Genomic DNA, 16,026 nt, shown 5'->3' with positions numbered 1-16,026 from the left:
GCTATCGACCAGCAACAGCAAAATACCGGCCATTTTCTTTGCTTATGTGAGTATCGAGTCCAAAAACTTCAGTCATATTTTGGTTAGTCAAGACGTCGTCAATCGGGCCACTGGCGAAAATTTTACCTTCTTTCATCAGCAACGAGTGAGTAAACCCGATCGGAATTTCTTCCACATGGTGAGTTACTAACACAATAACAGGAGCATAAGGAGCTTGACTAAATCTCTCGAGTGTCATCATTAATTGTTCTCGACCACCAAAGTCTAGACCCGCTGCCGGCTCATCAAGAACAAGGACTTCCGGGTCGGACATAAGCGCTCGGGCGATCCCAACTCGTTTACGTTCTCCGGAAGAAATCCGATTAAACGGATGATCAGCTAGTTGATCCACGCCTAATGAAGCTAGTAAGCCTAAAGCTCGCCGTGTATCTTCTTCCTCATACACTTCCGTCCACGAGGAGCTGCGCCCATAAGCTGCCGTTCGAACGACGTCGAGCACTGTTTCACGCCCACTAATCTTTGCATCAACTACTTGCGAGGCAACGCCGATCAAAGCTTTTAATTCACTCATATCTGCAGTTGCTGGCGACGCTCCGATTAACGTTACATCGCCATCCGTTGGAAGCATCCTACCCGTGGCCAAAGCAATGAGAGTGGTCTTTCCAGCCCCATTCGGACCTAAGATAACCCAGCGCTCATCATCATGAACTTGCCACGAAACATTATCCAAAATTATCTGACCATGCCGAGTGACAGTCACATTAGATACGTTTAAAACTTCTCCCATAGTCCTAACCTAGTTCGTTCTTCCTGTTCCATTTGCTTCAGCGAGCTAAAATCTTGCCGTAAAAATCCATAGTTTTAACCGCAATATTTTCCCAGGAGAAGTGCTCTTCTACCCGACGCCGACCAGCTTGTCCCATCTGCGCAGCACGTTGCGGATCGGAAACAATTTCTGCTAGAGCATGTCCTAAATCGCGCTCGAAGGTTTCCGGATCTACTGGTGTCCCGGTACCATCATTCACCTGCTCGATGGGAACAAGGACTCCGGTAACGCCGTCGTCAATACAATCTGGGATGCCTCCCGTATTAGTACCAACGACTGGTAATCCCATAGCCATTGCTTCTAAATTCACGATACCAAGCGGCTCATAGATTGATGGGGTGACAAACGTCGTCGAGCAGGCCAAAAGTAGCTGAATCTTATCCCGTGACAAATGCTCATCGATCCATACAACGCCATCGCGCCGTTCTTGCAAATGCTGAACTAGCCCACGCGTTTCAGCCAAGATTTCAGGCGTATCAGGAGCTCCAGCGCACAGGATAACTTGAACATCAGCAGGTACGTAAGCCAACGCACGTAATAACCCCGGAACCCCCTTCTGCCGAGTAATCCTACCGACAAAAGCAATTGTTGGCGCATCAGGATTCAGCCCATAGGAGCGTACGAACGCTCGAGCTTCAGCCTTATGTTCATCAGTTTGCAGAGCTTTCCATGCCTCAAGATCAATTCCGTTGTGAATAACATGAACCTTCTGCGGGTCTAATCCCGGGTAGCATCGAATGATGTCTTCACGCATGGCGTGTGAGACAGCAATGATACCGTCGGCTGCTTCATATGCAGTTTTTTCTGCCCACGATGAGAGGTTATAGCCGCCCCCAAGTTGCTCACGCTTCCAAGGACGTAGCGGTTCCAAGGAATGAGCAGAGATAACGTGCGGCACCTCATGTAAAAGAGACGCCCAGTGCCCAGCCATATTTGCATACCAAGTATGCGAATGGACAATATCTGCACCCGCGGTCTTCTGCGCCATCGCAAGATCTACGCCAAACGTCTTAATCGCACTGTTTGTCTGCGCCAACTCGTCAAGATAATCATAGCCTTCTATATGAATTGAATTATCACCAGTAGCAGGACGCGGTCCGTCAAAAGCGTGCACGTGCACATCGGCGTGAGCCGACAGGACTTTCGATAGCTCAGCTACATGGACACCAGCACCACCATAGATATGTGGCGGATACTCACGAGTCAGTAGATCAACACGCATGACTGTCCCTTCATTAGAGAAATATTCTGCTCTAACCTTAGCCTGATTTTGGGATCAATGGGCAAAGCAAATCAAAATGTTCTGGTAAAAAGTTGCAGGATTACGGAAACTTTTTGCAGATTTTGGGAAATATAATGAAAACCCATAAATACCGCACCAACACCGAAACTCTCAGCTAAAGTAAGACCTATGCATGGAAGAAAAAGATCAAAACCTCGTGTACTAGCCATTGTCCTTGCAGGCGGTGAGGGTAAACGCCTGATGCCGCTTACTCAGGACCGGGCCAAACCAGCAGTTCCTTTCGGTGGTATTTATCGCCTTATCGATTTTTCATTATCAAATCTAGTGAACTCAGGGTACCTCAAAGTCGTGGTACTCACCCAGTACAAGTCACATTCTTTGGATCGCCATATTTCTCAAACTTGGCGCATGTCCACCCTTTTGGACAATTACATCGCACCAGTTCCTGCACAGCAACGTGTGGGCAAGAGCTGGTTCTCCGGATCTGCAGACGCGGTCTTCCAATCCCTCAATATTTTGGATGATGAACGCCCGGATTACGTTGTTATTACAGGTGCGGATAACATCTACCGGATGGACTTCTCCCAAATGGTTGAGCAGCACATTGACTCTGGGCACGGATTAACCATTGCTGGATTGCGTCAGCCGCTCCATATGTGTTCGTCATTCGGAGTTATCGACACCGACCCCTCAGATTGTACTAAGGTCCGCGAATTTCTCGAAAAGCCTGAGCATGTGGATGGGCTTCCTGATTCGCCTGGCGAATTTCTGGCCTCCATGGGCAATTATGTTTTCAGTGCAGATGCGCTCGTTAATGCCCTCCATGCAGACGCGGATAACACTGATTCGAATCATGACATGGGTGGTGATATCGTCCCAATGTTTGTTTCGAAAGGAGACTGTGGAGTCTACGACTTTACATACAACGATATCCCAGGCTCCACAGAGCGCGACCGCAACTACTGGCGAGACGTCGGTACAATCGACATGTTCCACGAAGCCAATCAGGACCTTATCGCTATTAACCCAATTTTCAACCTGTATAACACAGACTGGCCACTCTACACCGGCTATACTGGTCTTCCACCGGCCAAATTCGTGTATGGACACCATGAGCGATTAGGGCATGCTCTCGATTCGATCATCTCCCCCGGTGTGATTATTTCCGGTGGTGAGGTTATTGCTTCGGTTCTTTCGCCACATGTGCGGGTTAATTCATGGTCCTCAGTACGTAACTCAGTCATATTTGATGGAGTTAATGTGGGTCGTAACGCCACGGTTGTTAACGCAATCGTGGACAAGTACGTCCAGATTGACGAAGGAGCACAGATTGGTATTGACCATGAGCACGATCGCGCACGTGGATGCTGGATATCCGAAGGTGGCATCGTCGTCGTACCAAAGGGTGTTCATATAACTCGCGATTAACACATTCATGTTGTATAGGTTCAGTGGCGGTCTCGATTCTTTGCGAGACCGCCACTGACTATCTAGTTTAAAACGTCAAGCGATTGCTATCAGTTCAAGGTAATCATCAGACCACAGATCTTCGTCCCCATCTGGCAAAATAAGGACACGCTCCGGATCAAGAGCTTCAACGGCACCCTCGTCGTGAGTCACGAGAATAACTGCGCCTTCATATTTCCGTAGCGCGTTCAATATTTCTTCACGCGAAGCCGGATCAAGATTATTAGTCGGCTCGTCGAGCAACAGAACGTTCGCAGCTGACACCACAAGCATCGCCAAGGCTAACCGTGTTTTTTCGCCGCCCGAAAGCACACCAGCAGGTTTGTCTGCATCATCGCCAGAAAAGAGAAACGAGCCGAGTACGGATCGCACGCCAGTATCGTCAAGTTCTGGCGCAACATAACGCAAGTTTTCGACAACAGTCTTTTTGGAGTCAATAGTCTCGTGCTCCTGTGCATAATAGCCAAGTTTCAGCCCATGACCAGCAACTACTTCACCAGTATCAGAGTGTTCTACTCCAGCGAGTATTCGTAACAGCGTCGTTTTGCCAGCGCCGTTATAGCCAAGCACTACCACTCTTGACCCTCGATCGATTGCCAGGTCAAGTCCTGCGAAAATTTCAAGTGAACCATAGGACTTGGAAAGTCCCTTAGCCATCAGTGGCGTTTTCCCCGACGGCGCTGGCTCTGGGAAGCGCAAATGAGCTACCTTGTCCGCAGCACGTGTTTCCTCGAGATTACTAACAAGTTTTTCTGCACGCTTGAGCATGTTTTGGGCAGCAACTGCTTTAGTTGCTTTAGCACGCATTTTGTTAGCTTGCGCAGTAAGCGCAGCGGCCTTCTTTTCTGCGTTTGCACGTTCTCGACGACGACGCGCTTCATCGCTCTCACGCTGTTTGAGGTAGGCATCCCAGCCCATCGAATAAATATCAATAACGGAACGATTCGCGTCCAAATACCAGATCTGGTTAACAGTCTCACGCAGCAATTCAACTGAGTGAGAAATTACGATATATCCGCCCGAGTATGTCTTTAGCCAATCCCTCAACCAAAGAATCGAGTCATGGTCAAGGTGGTTTGTTGGCTCATCAAGAAGAAGTGTGTCTGCGCCAGAAAAAAGGACGCGTGCTAGCTCTACACGCCGACGCTGACCGCCTGAAAGAGTATGGAGCTCTTGGTCGAGCACACGTTCTGGTAGACCGAGGGAGGCTGAGATCTGCGCGGCTTCAGCTTTTGCTGCGTATCCTCCGGCAGCAGTAAACTGCATATCCAAACGCACATACTTTTCCATAGCTTTTTGCTGCTTCGTACCGGTAAGCGTGGACATATCTTGTTCGGCACGTTCTAAAGAACGTAGCATCTGCTCGATTCCGCGAGCTGACAAGATACGATCGCGTGCCTTCTGGTTCGGATCGCCAATGCGCGGATCCTGTGCCAAGTAACCAATGGAGCCTTTTCGGCTAATCAAACCGGTATGCTCTACTACTTCAGATGTTGTTCCTTCACCGGCGAGAAGTCTGAGTAGGGTTGTTTTACCAGCACCGTTACGACCAACTAGTCCGATAGCTGAGCCTTTATCCACGTGTAATGTGGCTCCAGACATGAGCGTACGCGTGCCGATATTCATGGAAAGATCTTGGGTATGAATCACTCTCCTAGTTTACCCGTCCATAATCATTACCCCTACGCCACTGTTGGTGTAGCTCCCCACACCAACAGACAGAATACGAAGCCTTTCTGCTGAGCATATTCAGCCCTAACAACAGACGAGGCGGGCATCGACAACATGTTGATACCCGCCTTGACAACTGCCATGTTTTTGAAAGAACATGATTTTTAAACGTTGAAGCCAAGCGCCCGAAGTTGATCCCGGCCATCTTCGGTAATTCGATCCGGGCCCCACGGTGGCAACCATACCCAGTTGATCCTAAAATCATTAACCAGGTGCGCAACAGCTACTGCGGCTTGTTCTTCGATTACATCTGTCAACGGGCAAGCTGCCGATGTCAAAGTCATATCGGCGACTGCGGAATCGCCGTCGATAGTAAGCCCGTATACCAGGCCAAGGTCAACGATATTGATGCCGAGTTCCGGATCAATAACATCGCGAAGAGCTTCTTCGAGATCTTCAACGGTGACGGGAGAGTCGGTCATATTTTTACTCCTTAGCAAAACAGGCTAGTGAACGTACATAAACTAATCTTAAGAATGATGGTGCAACGCTTGATCCGTAGCATCGCGTAATGCCATCCATCCTAGAAGAGCACACTTGACGCGCATCGGGAACTTGGACACGCCTTGGAAAGCAGAAGCATCATCGAGAAGATCTGCTACGTCGTCATCGATTTCGACACCGCGGCTATCCATCATGTTACGGAACGCCGCGTAGAGCTGATCAAAATCCTCAATTGAGTGTCCGTCTATTAGATCGTGCATGATCGATAGCGATGCCTGAGATATCGAGCATCCCTGGCCTTCCCATGCCACATGCTCGAATCGTTTGCCATCTTCGGAAAGCACCACACGCATTGTAGCCTGATCTCCACAAGTGGTATTAACTTGAAACGATTCACCATCAGCGTGTTCTAGGTATCCTTCACCGTGCCGTTCTCGAGAAGCATCGAGAATTATTTGCTGATACATCTGGTCTAGATCACTCATATTTATCCTTTCACTCCGAAATACGAGCGCACTCCAGAAAGCGCTTCTATGAATACGTCGATGTCCTCTTTATTATTATATGGCCCGAAAGAAATACGCGACGAAGCGAAAACTCCAAAATGCTGATGAATTGGCTGCGCACAGTGGTGTCCTACCCTGATAGCAATTCCTTGAGCATCCAGAACCTGGCCCACATCATGCGGATGAACGCCTTGAACGTCGAACGCAATGACACCAACCCGATCACTTGCTTCAGCTGGTCCAAGGATACGGATACCATCGATGGTTTTTATGCTTTCGAGTGCGTAAGCTGTCAGCTCGTGTTCGTGCCGCTGAACATTCTCCATACCTAAATTTCTTAGGTAGAGCACTGCTGCATCCAAGCCTACAATCTGTGTCACCGGTTGAGTTCCGGCTTCAAAGCGAGCCGGCGGCATCGCAAACGTTGCCTTTTCCATAGTGACAGTTTCAATCATTGAACCACCCGTAAGAAATGGTGGAACACTATCTGCGATATCACGACGAGTATACAAGATTCCAATCCCGGTTGGACCAAGCATCTTATGCCCGGAAAAGACGGCAAAATCTGTGCCAAGCATATGAAAATCAACCGGAATATGAGGAACGGATTGGCACGCGTCAAGAATTGTATAAGCACCATGCGCGCGAGCAGCTTCGACAATTGCCGGCACCGGAGATACTGCGCCAGTAACATTCGACACATGCGTGAATGCAACAATCCGGGTACGCGAATCGATAGCATCCAGTGTGTCTATGTCAATCTGCCCATCAGGTAGAATATCTAGCCATCGCAATTCGATACCAACTTTGCGGCATAGATCTTGCCATGGAAGAAGATTCGCGTGGTGCTCAGCGCGGGTCACTACAATATTGTCACCGGTATGCAGTGCAAGCGGAGATGCTATCCCTAATTGTTTTTCGGCAAGCGTCGCATTCAAAAAACTATATGCAACTGAGTTTAGGGCTTCCGTAGAATTCTTCGTCCACGATACCTCAGAACTATCAGCTCCAACAAACGCAGCAACATCAGCGCGAGCGTCTTCAACAGCAACCGTTGCCTCTGCTGCTAAAACATGCGAGCCACGGTTTACAGCACCATTATGAACCTGATCCTGGGCCACCATCGCATCGATAACAGACACTGGACGTTGTGCTGTCGCAGCCGAGTCTAAATAGACAAGCCTAGTCCCGCTATGAACGTCACGTTGGAGGATCGGGAAATCTGTCCGCGCAGCTAGAGCAGTATTCACAAATTAGCCTTCGTACTTCTCATACCCATGGGCTTCAAGAATCTCAGCTAACTCTGGACCGCCAGACTCTACTACGCGCCCATCTACGAAAACGTGCACGAAATCAGGCTTGATGTAATTCAAGATACGAGTGTAGTGCGTAATTAATAGGACACCATTGTTAGTCTTATCATGAACTCTGTTCACGCCTTCAGAAACAAGGCGCAAAGCATCGACATCCAAGCCAGAATCCGTCTCATCTAAAACAGCAAACTTCGGCTTAAGCATTTCCAGTTGGAGAACTTCGACTCGTTTTTTCTCGCCACCAGAAAAGCCGACATTGACATCACGAGAAGAAAAACCCTCGTCAATCTTTAAATCATGCATCGCTTGTTTCATGGATTTGACCCATTCGCGAAGCTTAGGCGCTTGACCGTCTACCGCGGTTTTAGCAGACCTTAAGAAGTTAGTGACAGTTACTCCGGTTACTTCAACCGGGTACTGCATTGCAAGAAAAATACCGGCTCGAGCGCGCGCATCTGCAGGCAACTCGGCAATATTTTGACCATCAAGCAAAATTTCACCCTCAGTGATGTCATACTTTGGATGACCTGCGATGGCATACGACAGTGTCGATTTTCCGGATCCATTCGGTCCCATAATAGCGTGAATTTCGCCAGAGTTAATCGTCAGATTGACGCCACGCAAAATTGGCTTTGGCCCTTCAGCAGTATGGACAGAAACATGAAGATTCTTAATTTCAAGGGTGGACAATGATTTCTCTTCTCTATTTAAAACATTCTTTTAAGATTGAACAGTGATGTAGACGTCGTCGCCGTCTACACGAACAGGATAGGTAGTTATCGGAGCAGACGCAGGTGGCGTCAAAACCTGACCAGAAGCCAGATCAAATGCCGCACCGTGACGGCTGCATTCGATTGTTTCATCCTCTACCCATCCTTCAGAAAGTTTCACTCTTCCATGAGTACACCGGTCATGTGTTGCAAACCAACTCCCGCTTTCTGCATGAATAACAGCTATCGGAATTGTCTCAACATCATCGATCACGATCTCAAAACCTGCGACTGAGCCGGGGGCTACATCGGAGACTGCACAGACTCTGTGATCAGACATGTGCCGCGACTCCCATCGTTAGGTCCAGCTCCGTTTCAATCGCAGCCATAAGCTTATCTTCAACGGCTTCAACACCGATTTGGTGAATCAATTCCGCGAAGAAACCACGGACTACAAGTCGGCGAGCTTCGTCTTCTGAAATCCCTCGAGACATAAGGTAGAAAAGTTGCTCATCATCGAAACGGCCGGTGGCCGAAGCGTGTCCTGCACCTTCGATTTCGCCGGTTTCAATCTCAAGATTTGGCACCGAGTCTGCTCTCGCCCCCTCAGTGAGCAAAAGATTTCTATTTAGCTCATATGTATTAGTGCCTTCTGCCTCTGGGCGGATCAGTACATCGCCAACCCATACCGAGTGCGCATCGAAGCCCTGTAACGCACCTTTGTAGGTCACGTTAGAGATTGCTTTTGGAACACTGTGATCAATTAACAACCGGTTTTCGATATGCTGGCCACCATCAACAAAATAAGCACCGAGCATATTGATATCTGCTCCCGGCGCAGTATATTCCACTGATGTAGTAACCCGAACCAATTTCCCGCCAAGTGAAACAACGATATGTTTCAATATTGCATCGCGTCCCATTTTAATCCGGTGCGAAGCCGTATGAACAGCATCGTCATCCCATTCTTGGACTGTGACAAGCGTCAGATGAGCTCCGTCGTCGACGACGATCTCGACCGCTTCGTTGACATTTCCTGACCCGTGATGTGCGAGCACTACGGTAGCATTTGAATATTGCTCGGCATGCACGTAAAAATGCTGCGGAGAAACTTTGCTTGAAGCTTGCCCAGTTACGTTTGCCAACACTTCACGAGTTAACGAGGTACCCGAAGGAATCGTAATAGCATGAGCTTCCTGAAAACTATTCCATTCGATCACAGATGTTCGGTCTTCAGGAGGAAACACTTGGCCTAACCGTGGGTCGTCCCGACCAACAACTTCGTAGTTGGCTTCTCCGGTTACAGTAACTTGCGGTTTAGCTCCATCTGCCTGAGCGAAAAATGCTGCTAGTTTCTCAACCGGGGTAAAACGCCAATCTTCTTCGCGCCCACTCGGAACTGGAAAAGAATCAATATCAAATGATAATGCGCGATCTGCGCGTGAATTCATAACAGGTGCCATCAGCCGACAGATCCTTCCATCTGAAGTTCAATAAGGCGATTAAGTTCGAGTGCGTATTCCATAGGCAACTCACGTGCAATTGGTTCAACAAACCCACGGACAATCATCGCCATTGCCTCAGTTTCTTCAATGCCACGAGACATCAGGTAGAACAACTGATCTTCGGAAACCTTTGAAACTGTTGCTTCATGTCCCATTTCGACGTCGTCAACACGCACGTCGACATAAGGATAAGTATCCGAACGCGAGATAGTATCAACTAGCAAGGCGTCACACAAGACATTCGACTTAGATTTCTTCGCTTGCGGGTCAATCTGGACTAGCCCACGGTAAGCTGACCGCCCACCCCCACGTGCAACTGACTTAGATACAATCGACGATGATGTGTTCGGAGCCATGTGAACCATCTTGGAGCCAGTATCTTGGTACTGGCCAGCACCGGCGAATGCAATGGACAGCGTCTCACCACGAGCATGCTCGCCCAGAAGGTAAACGGCTGGATACTTCATAGTCACTTTTGAACCGATATTTCCATCGATCCATTCCATCGTGCCACCTTCTTCTACCATAGCTCGCTTGGTCACGAGATTATAAACATTATTCGACCAATTTTGAATTGTTGTGTAACGAACCCGAGCTCCCTTTTTAACAAAGATTTCAACGACGGCCGAATGTAATGAATCGCTCGAATAAATTGGCGCAGTACAGCCCTCAACATAGTGCACGTAGGAATCTTCATCAGCAATGATCAATGTTCGTTCGAACTGCCCCATATTTTCAGTGTTGATGCGGAAGTATGCCTGGAGCGGTATATCAACATGGACTCCCTTAGGCACATAAATAAATGAGCCACCCGACCACACCGCGGAGTTAAGGGAAGCGAACTTGTTATCACCTAATGGGATAGCTGTTCCAAAGTACTCTTGGAAAATTTCCGGATGCTCACGTAAACCAGTGTCAGTGTCTAAGAAGATAACACCTTGTTGTTCGAGGTCCTCCCGAATTTTGTGATAGACAACTTCAGATTCATACTGAGCAGCCACACCGGCAACAAGGCGAGCTTTCTCTGCCTCTGGAATACCTAATTTATCATAGGTATTCTTAATTTCTTCTGGCAGATCTTCCCATGTATCGGCTTGACCTTCAGTGGATTTAACATAGTACTTGATCGAATCAAAATCAATACCAGATAGGTCTGCGCCCCACTGTGGCATCGGACGGCGTTCGAACAGTTTTAGAGCTTTTATACGCTTCTTCAACATCCATAATGGTTCGCCTTTACGAGCAGAAATTTCTCGAACGACGTCCTCATTTAGACCTCGCTTAGCAGTAGCCCCAGCAGTATCAGCATCATGCCACCCGTATTGGTACTTGCCACCGATCGCATCAATAGTTTCTTCTTGGGTCATCTGTTCTGGTGAGCCCGTTCCCGTTTGGGTCATTTATTTCCTTCCCGATCGCCAGCATTATCTGGCGCAATGTTTTGCGATGTAGCACGACTGCGTAGGTTTTGTGGAATACCCAATAAGATATTTGTGGTGCATACGTGGCCTCCACTTGCTAACGTAGACAATCGCTGAATTGGCACCCCAAGTAGCCGTGCAAAAGCCTGAGTTTCTGCTTCACACATTTCTGGAAAGTCTTTAGCTACCTCTTGAATTGGACAATGCCCTTGGCATAGCTGGATTGCCAATGCGTGGGGTCCGCCACGACGCAAAGTCGCCACAAATCCGTCTTTCGACAACGCCTCTGCGAGTGTGGCTGTTTTTTCAGCAGTAGAGGTGCCTGACTGACTGAGAATAGATCGGTAACGGTCTTCTAACTTGTGAATACGCGCCTGGACAAATTCATCCACGCCCTCATCGCCAAGTTCAGCTCGCAAAAAAGCCAAAGCTTGATTGGCTAGATCAGCGTATCCTTGTCCTAAAAGCTCCTGACCAGAGGCTGTTGCAACGTACTTCCGCGAAGGCCGCCCACGGCGGGCAGGACCAGAATTGTGGCCGTCATATATTTCGATCATATTGTCAGCAACAAGTGACGATATGTGGCGACGAACGGCTGCTGGGGTAAGGACCAGTATTTTCGCGAGTTCACCGGCAGTGATTGGGCCTCGTTCTACGATGAGTCGCAAGATCTGTTCACATGTTCCGGCATCGTCATTGTCTGCCATATCCACCTCCCGCAACTAATAAAAACCTTTACACAACATCTTTGTTGCAAAATTAAACTTTTGCAAGTTGATGAGGCAGATTTATGCCACACTCGAACAGAAAAGTGTCACTAAAGCATTCTATGGACGAAAAGTCTGGCTCCGCAGATACTCATTGGCAGCTAACACTCCGGCAACAAGCGCTGGACTAGTGAGGTCGCCGCGAAAGATTGCCTGAATAATGTTGCGGATATCTACCCAATGGACGGTAATTTCACGCTCTTCTTCAATTTTTTCAAAATTATTTTTGCTACCAATCGAAACGTCAGAAGCTAAGAAAACTGTCACTTTTTCATCACTCACTCCTGCAGAAGCATAAAAACTGATCAACTCCAGCCACCCATTCGCAACGTAACCAGTTTCTTCAGCTAGTTCACGCCGCGCAGCGCGCTTCTTCTCCTCGCCCGGAACATCACAAAGCCCGGCGGGGACTTCCCACATCAGTTGCCGTGGAGCATGTCGATATTGATTAATAAGCATAACCTCCCATGACGGACCAAAAGGTCTAACCGCAACAATAGCCACTGCGTCATCATGGGTCATATATTGTCGGTTAGCAACATCACCAGCAGCAAATTTAATCTGATCATCGTATATATCAAAAATTGGGCCGCCGAACTTATGCTCCGAAGTAAGCATCGCGACATGTTCGGGCGCCTGAATATCTTTGAGTTCGATGTCACCTGCCACTGTTGGATAGAGCCTCATGCTTTTGTCCTTCCATATAGATCATGACGTAAAACCACCAGCATCGGAATAATGACAACGAGTCCGCCCAGACCCGCAGCGATAAAAGATCCCAATATGCCACCGCCGCAATGGTACTGAATGAACGGGACACCGAACCACGCTGGTATTCCAATAACCGCAAGCACCACAACTGAACGTATAAGCCCACCTGCATGATCTTTTAAAACTCGTGCTCCACTTGCTTTGCGCAATAGCACCAAAACTGTAGCGGTCCCGAAAGTCATCCCGATCGATAGCGATAGCCCTACCCACAACAAAGTGGCTTCCCGGCCAGAAATCCCCACAATATGCGCACCTACAAGCGCAACAATCACCGATGCCCACGCCAGCGAATTGGTTCGTACAACGTATCGTGGTCTGCCCAATGCATATAAAACGCGAGCACCATGGTATAAAACAGAAAAGCCTACCGCACCAAGTGCCATTGATTGTAGCGCGATATCGAGTCCCAAAATTGGATTGCCAAGTTCGACCACAGTTTTTGCTGGCACCGATAGAACTGCAATCAAAACTGCAGCTGTTGCTCCCATTACGATGACAACAAATGTCGAATGTGAAACTAAACCGCGAACCTTATCATGCTCCCCTAGCTCGTGAGCTTCAGCAATACGCGGAAATACCGCAGTTGCAATAGGAACAGCCAACACTGCGTATGGAACCATAAAAATCGCATAGGCATAGTTAAAAGCAGCGAAGGTTCCGGTGTCAGACAAAGCATTCGTCGAATACATAATCATGATGATAGCCAGTTGTTGTGCTCCTAGAGCAGCTAAACCGGCGCCACCCATTCTGACTGTAGCACGGCCTACACCGTCAGGAAAAGACCAGGACGGACGAATAGTTACCAGCTTGACAACCGCAGGGAACTGCACAAGGGAAAAGACTGCAACCCCAGCGGTGGTCCCCCAGCCTAGCAATGCAGTCGCTGATCCAGTGATAGCGTCAGGCTCAGCATACGGACCAACCGTGAGCGCATACCATACAAAAACTCCCACCACTACTACCGAAGATAGCAATGGCGCAAGCGCCGGAAGAACAAAACGTTTATGTGCTTGTAATACGCCAGAAAATACTACCGACAAACCATAAAGCGGAATCTGTAAAGCAAACATTCGTAGCAGGCTAGTCCCAAGTGCAATATTCGAGATCGGGGCATCACCCAGTAAGAACTGCACAATATAAGTAGCTGTCAGCATAACAACAGCAGCCAACGGCACTGAAACAGTAAGTATCCAGGTGAGCAACGCAGATACGGTCTTCGACTCAGCACTGCGCATGTTCCGTGCGATAAAGCGCGATACTATCGGAATTACTGCTCCGGCTAATGCGCCACCAGCAGCGACCTCAAATAGTACGTTAGGCACCGTATTTGCAGTGTCATATGTTCCAGCAATAGTACCATCGGACATCGCCCATGACTGCGCGAGTTTGCGCAATAGCCCCATAATACGTGAGCCGAGGGTCAACAAGGCGATGAGCCCAGCAGCTCCGGCAACTGATGAGACTCTCTTCATGGGGTTCCTTCAGTGACGACCTAATTGATCGATCGCATTGAGGAACTTGTTACTCTCAATCACGTGCGAAAATGAAATCTTTTCCGAGGCCAATGTAAGACCAACAGTTCCAGCTAGCCATGCACTGCGTGCAGGCAATGGCAACACACGTGAAAGAATAACTCCCAATTGTGCTCCTGATGTATTGGCTCCAAGATCGCCGAGCATCGTATCACCGTTCAGATCAGAAGGAAGCCCGGCCAAGCCAGAACCTAACAATGCACTGGCTGGAACGGCTGTTTCTTCTTTACTTGCGCAGAGAAATCCGGCAAGTAAGCTGGAAACCTTTAGTGCCCGGCCAGGTCGAAGGTCAAGTAGGTTGATCAAATTAGCACTACCCGCAATCAGGGCGGTATCGATGCCAACCGCAGCAAGATCTCGTAGGCTTCGGGGACGCTCTAACACCAAACCTGATGCCAAGGCGCCAAAACCGATAATCGCAATCTTAGCAATTCCAGAAGTCAGGTGACCCGATTTCAGGGCACCAAGGTGGCCATGAAAACCCTTTCCTTGCGACTTGAAAGCACCTTCCAAATGATCATCAATATAACCAGCAAAAGCGCCAGCAGTTCCAGCGATTAAACTTGCTCGGCGTAGCTTGTTCGACCGTGTGAATAAAGTTCCGACGACGATCCCGGAAGCAACTTGCAGTCCCCCGGTAAGCGATACCATAGTCCCATCAAAAGACTGCCGATCCCAAGAATCCATGATTCGGTGCTTTGTTAGTTGTTTTACTCCGTAGACGCTAGCAGCACCAACCGCACACCCAAGAACTCGTCGTATCATGCTGCAGGATGACCTTCAGCTGGTTGTTCCTCTGAATTCGATTCCGATGGTTGTGCAGCTTCGTCAGGCTTTGGTGACTCAACGCGTGGCGATAGCGCAGTGCTAGCTCCGTCGTCGAAACCAAGTTGCACGACTGAGTCATTTAATTCAGCCGCTACTGCCATAACAACATTCATTGTCCCCACGGACAACGAATCAGCGACATTATCAACGGTCGAGACGTTTCCCGCGTCGCGTACAACTCGAGCAACATCAGCAGGTGAATCAGCTGCACCTACAACAACGGTTGGCACATGCTGACCGAATCGAGATGCGAGTTCTGCATATGTTTGGGCGTCATAAGTTGCTTGAGCTTGTATTTCAGCGTCCTTTGCTGCGCGAGTATCAATTTCAACCTGATCTGTGTCAGGAGCAATGATAACGACAGCCTGAGCTTCAGCTCCCGTTGAGGAAGCAATCGTCATCATAGGGTGTTCGGAGCCAGTGAAAATATCGCGAAGCGTTGCATTCTGTCCAAAAGACTCGCCACGAGTGGCAAGCTGTCGAAGCGCGTCTGCCATGAGCTCGTTAGCATCTGCGTCTTCTTTGGCCCCGTCGATATATGATGCTAGTTGGCTAGCAAAGGTTGTTCGGTAAGCTGTTTCATCGGCCGCGGTCCATCCACTATTGAGCGAGATCTGGACGTTAACCGAAGCTCCAGCGTTATCGAGACGATCCGTGATTGCAGTAATCTGCTCAGTTTCCACACCCGGCAAGGCCACGATTGCAACAGTGCGTCCAGTTAAGGTATCCGCGACAAGCGTCGGTGCTATATCAGCCCATGCCTCCTCATGGTGCGCCAGAGCTGTTTTATAATCACTTGACTCCGTCTTAAGTTTTGCATTGGCATCAGACAATGCTTGGACTTGCGAATTCAGCACGCTACCAATTGAATTCTGTAGCGGGCCGGCACCAAGAATAATACCAACTGCTAAGGCTATAAAAACTGCACCTAGTGACACGAGGTGATAACGAAAGTCAACCAT

At 48.7% G+C, this 16,026-nt stretch carries 16 protein-coding genes; 1 reads left to right on the top strand and 15 read right to left on the bottom strand.

Annotation, left to right across the window (positions count from 1 at the left end; all coding sequences use genetic code 11):
• Position 1: 1 nt before the first annotated feature.
• Positions 2-787 (bottom strand): ABC transporter ATP-binding protein, encoded by a 786-nt coding sequence (locus BLT51_RS06555; protein WP_091281289.1) that lies wholly within the window; start codon positions 785-787, stop codon positions 2-4.
• 37 nt (positions 788-824) lie between these two features.
• Positions 825-2,048 (bottom strand): glycogen synthase, encoded by a 1,224-nt coding sequence (gene glgA, locus BLT51_RS06550; protein ID WP_091281286.1) that lies wholly within the window; start codon positions 2,046-2,048, stop codon positions 825-827.
• Positions 2,049-2,237: 189 nt separating this feature from the next.
• On the opposite strand from glgA, the gene BLT51_RS06545 reads away from it, so the two are divergent.
• Positions 2,238-3,497, top strand: a complete 1,260-nt coding sequence (locus BLT51_RS06545; protein WP_091281283.1) for a glucose-1-phosphate adenylyltransferase — start codon at positions 2,238-2,240, stop codon at positions 3,495-3,497.
• Between the two features lie 75 nt (positions 3,498-3,572).
• Here the strand turns inward: BLT51_RS06545 and BLT51_RS06540 are convergent, their stop codons facing one another.
• The 13 genes from BLT51_RS06540 to BLT51_RS06480 all read right to left on the bottom strand — a co-directional run bounded on the left by BLT51_RS06540 (position 3,573) and on the right by BLT51_RS06480 (position 16,026).
• The gene (locus tag BLT51_RS06540; protein WP_172801335.1) at positions 3,573-5,186 is read right to left on the bottom strand and encodes an ABC-F family ATP-binding cassette domain-containing protein; all 1,614 of its coding nucleotides are present in this window, start codon (positions 5,184-5,186) and stop codon (positions 3,573-3,575) included.
• A gap of 185 nt (positions 5,187-5,371) precedes the next feature.
• Entirely contained in the window at positions 5,372-5,707 is a 336-nt protein-coding gene (locus BLT51_RS06535) for a metal-sulfur cluster assembly factor (RefSeq protein ID WP_197672573.1), read from the bottom strand.
• 30 nt (positions 5,708-5,737) lie between these two features.
• A complete protein-coding gene (gene sufU, locus BLT51_RS06530) occupies positions 5,738-6,196 on the bottom strand; it encodes a Fe-S cluster assembly sulfur transfer protein SufU (RefSeq protein WP_091281280.1) in 459 nt (152 codons plus the stop codon).
• 2 nt (positions 6,197-6,198) lie between these two features.
• The gene (locus BLT51_RS06525; protein WP_091281277.1) at positions 6,199-7,467 is read right to left on the bottom strand and encodes a SufS family cysteine desulfurase; all 1,269 of its coding nucleotides are present in this window, start codon (positions 7,465-7,467) and stop codon (positions 6,199-6,201) included.
• Between the two features lie 3 nt (positions 7,468-7,470).
• Positions 7,471-8,220 carry a Fe-S cluster assembly ATPase SufC gene (gene sufC / locus BLT51_RS06520; RefSeq protein ID WP_091281275.1) on the bottom strand — a complete coding sequence of 250 codons (750 nt, stop codon included), beginning with the start codon at positions 8,218-8,220 and terminating at the stop codon, positions 7,471-7,473.
• A 30-nt stretch (positions 8,221-8,250) separates the two neighbouring features.
• Entirely contained in the window at positions 8,251-8,580 is a 330-nt protein-coding gene (locus BLT51_RS06515) for a Rieske (2Fe-2S) protein (RefSeq protein ID WP_091281274.1), read from the bottom strand.
• On the bottom strand, positions 8,573-9,691 hold the full coding sequence (gene sufD, locus BLT51_RS06510; protein ID WP_231943923.1) for a Fe-S cluster assembly protein SufD: 1,119 nt from the start codon (positions 9,689-9,691) through the stop codon (positions 8,573-8,575). Before sufD ends, BLT51_RS06515 begins: the two co-directional genes overlap by 8 nt.
• Positions 9,692-9,702: 11 nt before the next feature.
• Entirely contained in the window at positions 9,703-11,145 is a 1,443-nt protein-coding gene (gene sufB / locus BLT51_RS06505) for a Fe-S cluster assembly protein SufB (protein WP_172801334.1), read from the bottom strand.
• Complete coding sequence (locus tag BLT51_RS06500) at positions 11,142-11,873, bottom strand: helix-turn-helix transcriptional regulator (protein ID WP_091281270.1); 732 nt, start codon at positions 11,871-11,873, stop codon at positions 11,142-11,144. The genes sufB and BLT51_RS06500 overlap by 4 nt, the downstream gene beginning before the upstream one ends.
• 120 nt (positions 11,874-11,993) lie before the next feature.
• On the bottom strand, positions 11,994-12,620 hold the full coding sequence (locus BLT51_RS06495) for an NUDIX domain-containing protein (RefSeq protein WP_091281268.1): 627 nt from the start codon (positions 12,618-12,620) through the stop codon (positions 11,994-11,996).
• Complete coding sequence (gene murJ / locus BLT51_RS06490; protein ID WP_091281267.1) at positions 12,617-14,176, bottom strand: murein biosynthesis integral membrane protein MurJ; 1,560 nt, start codon at positions 14,174-14,176, stop codon at positions 12,617-12,619. Before murJ ends, BLT51_RS06495 begins: the two co-directional genes overlap by 4 nt.
• Positions 14,177-14,185: 9 nt before the next feature.
• Complete coding sequence (locus BLT51_RS06485) at positions 14,186-15,001, bottom strand: hypothetical protein (protein WP_091281264.1); 816 nt, start codon at positions 14,999-15,001, stop codon at positions 14,186-14,188.
• Complete coding sequence (locus BLT51_RS06480; RefSeq protein WP_091281263.1) at positions 14,998-16,026, bottom strand: copper transporter; 1,029 nt, start codon at positions 16,024-16,026, stop codon at positions 14,998-15,000. The genes BLT51_RS06485 and BLT51_RS06480 overlap by 4 nt, the downstream gene beginning before the upstream one ends.

The sequence above is a fragment of the Arcanobacterium phocae genome, from assembly GCF_900105865.1.
GTDB lineage: Bacteria > Actinomycetota > Actinomycetes > Actinomycetales > Actinomycetaceae > Arcanobacterium > Arcanobacterium phocae.
Note: the sequence above shows the minus strand (reverse complement) of the source record. Positions and strands in the feature narration are given on the sequence as shown.